This is a genomic window from Pseudomonas agronomica, from assembly GCF_025917275.1.
In the GTDB taxonomy this organism is placed as follows: domain Bacteria; phylum Pseudomonadota; class Gammaproteobacteria; order Pseudomonadales; family Pseudomonadaceae; genus Aquipseudomonas; species Aquipseudomonas agronomica.
The window spans coordinates 1-2,320 of the sequence record NZ_JAOSHO010000661.1 but is presented as its reverse complement, the minus strand read 5'-3'; the positions used below and the strand labels follow the sequence as shown (position 1 = coordinate 2,320).

At 62.4% G+C, this 2,320-nt stretch carries 2 protein-coding genes; one reads left to right on the top strand and one right to left on the bottom strand.

The genetic code is table 11. From position 1 onward, the window contains the following. Positions 1-47: 47 nt before the first annotated feature. Positions 48-1,394 (bottom strand): class II 3-deoxy-7-phosphoheptulonate synthase, encoded by a 1,347-nt coding sequence (locus tag OC610_RS25890; RefSeq protein ID WP_039588915.1) that lies wholly within the window; start codon positions 1,392-1,394, stop codon positions 48-50. Positions 1,395-1,535: 141 nt separating this feature from the next. On the opposite strand from OC610_RS25890, the gene OC610_RS25885 reads away from it, so the two are divergent. Then, on the top strand, positions 1,536-2,291 hold the full coding sequence (locus tag OC610_RS25885) for a spermidine synthase (RefSeq protein ID WP_030141883.1): 756 nt from the start codon (positions 1,536-1,538) through the stop codon (positions 2,289-2,291). Positions 2,292-2,320: the final 29 nt, after the last annotated feature.

The window sequence follows — 2,320 nt, the reverse complement described above, 5'->3', positions numbered from 1 at the left end:
TGGGAGCGAGCTTGCTCGCGATGGCTGTTCGATGACCGACGAAGATTTTATCGCCGGACTTGCTTCAACGTCTCGGCAATCAGGAACGCCAGTTCCAGCGACTGATCGGCATTCATCCGCGGGTCGCAGTGGGTGTGGTAACGATCCGACAGCCCGTCCTCGGTGATCGGTCGCGCGCCGCCGATGCATTCGGTGACGTTCTGCCCGGTCATCTCGATGTGAATACCGCCGGCATAGGTGCCTTCGGCTTCATGGACCTGGAAGAACTGCTTCACTTCGCCCAGGATCTGCGCAAAGTCCCGAGTCTTGTAACCGCTGCTGGCCTTGATGGTGTTGCCGTGCATCGGATCGGAGCTCCACAGCACCTGCTTGCCCTCGCGCTGCACCGCGCGCAGCAGTTGCGGCAGGTGATCGCCGACCTTGTTGGCGCCCATGCGCGCGATCAGGTTCAGTCGGCCCGGGTCGTTGTCCGGGTTGAGCACGTCGATCAGGCGGATCAGGTCGTCAGGGTTCATGCTGGGGCCGACCTTGACCCCGATCGGGTTGTTCACCCCGCGCAGGAACTCGACATGGGCGCCGTCCAGCTGACGGGTCCGGTCGCCGATCCACAACATGTGGGCCGAGCAATCGTAATAATCATTGGTCAGGCTGTCGCGGCGCACGAAGGCTTCTTCGTAGTTGAGCAGCAGCGCTTCGTGGGCGGTGAAGAAACTGGTTTCGCGCAGTTGCGGCGAGCTGTCCATACCGCAGGCGCGCATGAACGCCAGGGTTTCGTCAATACGGTCGGCCAGGTGACTGTATTTTTCCGCCAGGGCTGAGTTGGCGATGAAATCCAGGTTCCACTTGTGCACCTGGTGCAGATCGGCAAAACCGCCCTGGGCGAAGGCGCGCAGCAGGTTCAAGGTGGCGGTGGACTGGTGGTAGGACTGCAGCAACCGCTCCGGGTCCGGCACGCGGCTTTTTTCGTCGAAACCGATGCCGTTGACGATGTCGCCGCGATAGGCCGGCAACGTTACCCCGTCAATGGTTTCATCGTTGGCCGAGCGTGGCTTGGCGAATTGCCCGGCCATGCGCCCGACCTTGACCACGGGGCAGCCGGCGGCAAACGTCATGACGATGGCCATCTGCAAGAGCACCTTGAAGGTGTCGCGGATCTTGGCGGCCGAGAACTCGGCGAAGCTTTCGGCGCAATCGCCGCCTTGCAGCAGGAAGGCTCGGCCCTGGGTCACCTCGGCGAACTGACGGCGCAACTCCCGGGCCTCACCGGCAAACACCAATGGCGGATAACTGGCCAGGGTCTGCTCCACCTGCAACAGGTGCGCGGCGTCGGGGTAGCGGGGTTGTTGCTGGATCGGCAGGGCGCGCCAGCTGTCAGGGCTCCAGGGTTGGCTCATCATGATCTCTAGGTGGTTTACGCTCGGGCGCTCATGTTATCAGCAAATTAGTGCGTGACCTGTTCCGCTTGCTTCGCGGACAATCGCGCCTTTGCCCCGTATACGCAGGCCCATGCCCGCCCGGCAACATCAGGAGATGAAATGACAGAGGAGCGCGTCGAGCATTTGCTCGCCGAGGTGCACGACGAGTTCGGCATGATCCGCGTGTTCGAAGTGGCCGATTACCGGTTCCTCGAATTTGGCGATGCCATTGAGCAGAGCTGCGTGTTCACCGCCGACCCGAGCTGGCTCGAATATGACTACACCCGGGCCATGCTCATCGGTGCGTTGTGTCATGAGCAGCCGGAAAGCGCGTTGTTCCTGGGGTTGGGCGCCGGTACGTTGACCCAGGCCTGTCTCAAGTTCCTGCCGTTGGAAGATGTCGAGGCGATCGAACTGCGCCCCGACGTGCCGCGCCTGGCCATCGAATACCTGGGGCTGGATGACGATCCGCGCTTGTATATCCGCGTCGGTGATGCCCTCGAACTGCTTGAAACGGCGGAGCCGGCTGACCTGATTTTCGTCGACCTCTATACCGACGTAGGCCCCGGCGTCGGCCATCTGGCGTGGGGTTTTCTGGAAAACTGTCAGAAGCGCCTCAATCCCGGTGGCTGGCTGGTGATCAACCAATGGGCCACCGATGACGGCAAGCCCCTGGGCGCGGCGCTGTTGCGTGGCCTGTACCACCGACATTATTGGGAGCTGCCGGTGAAGGAGGGCAACGTGATCCTGATCGTGCCGGCGGACCTCGACCAGGAACTGGATATGGACGGCCTGGTTGCCCGGGCGGAAGGGCTGGCGCCGCGGTTGGGCTATTCGCTGCAGTCGTTGATCAAGGCGATCCGGCCGGCGACGTGACACAACTCCCCGTGACAACTGAGTGCCCC

Bases quoted from the DNA above. Each gene is read 5' to 3' on its own strand.
- OC610_RS25890 (WP_039588915.1), bottom strand. From the start codon at position 1,394: ATGAGCCAACCCTGGAGCCCTGACAGCTGGCGCGCCCTGCCGATCCAG.
- OC610_RS25885 (WP_030141883.1), top strand. From the start codon at position 1,536: ATGACAGAGGAGCGCGTCGAGCATTTGCTCGCCGAGGTGCACGACGAG.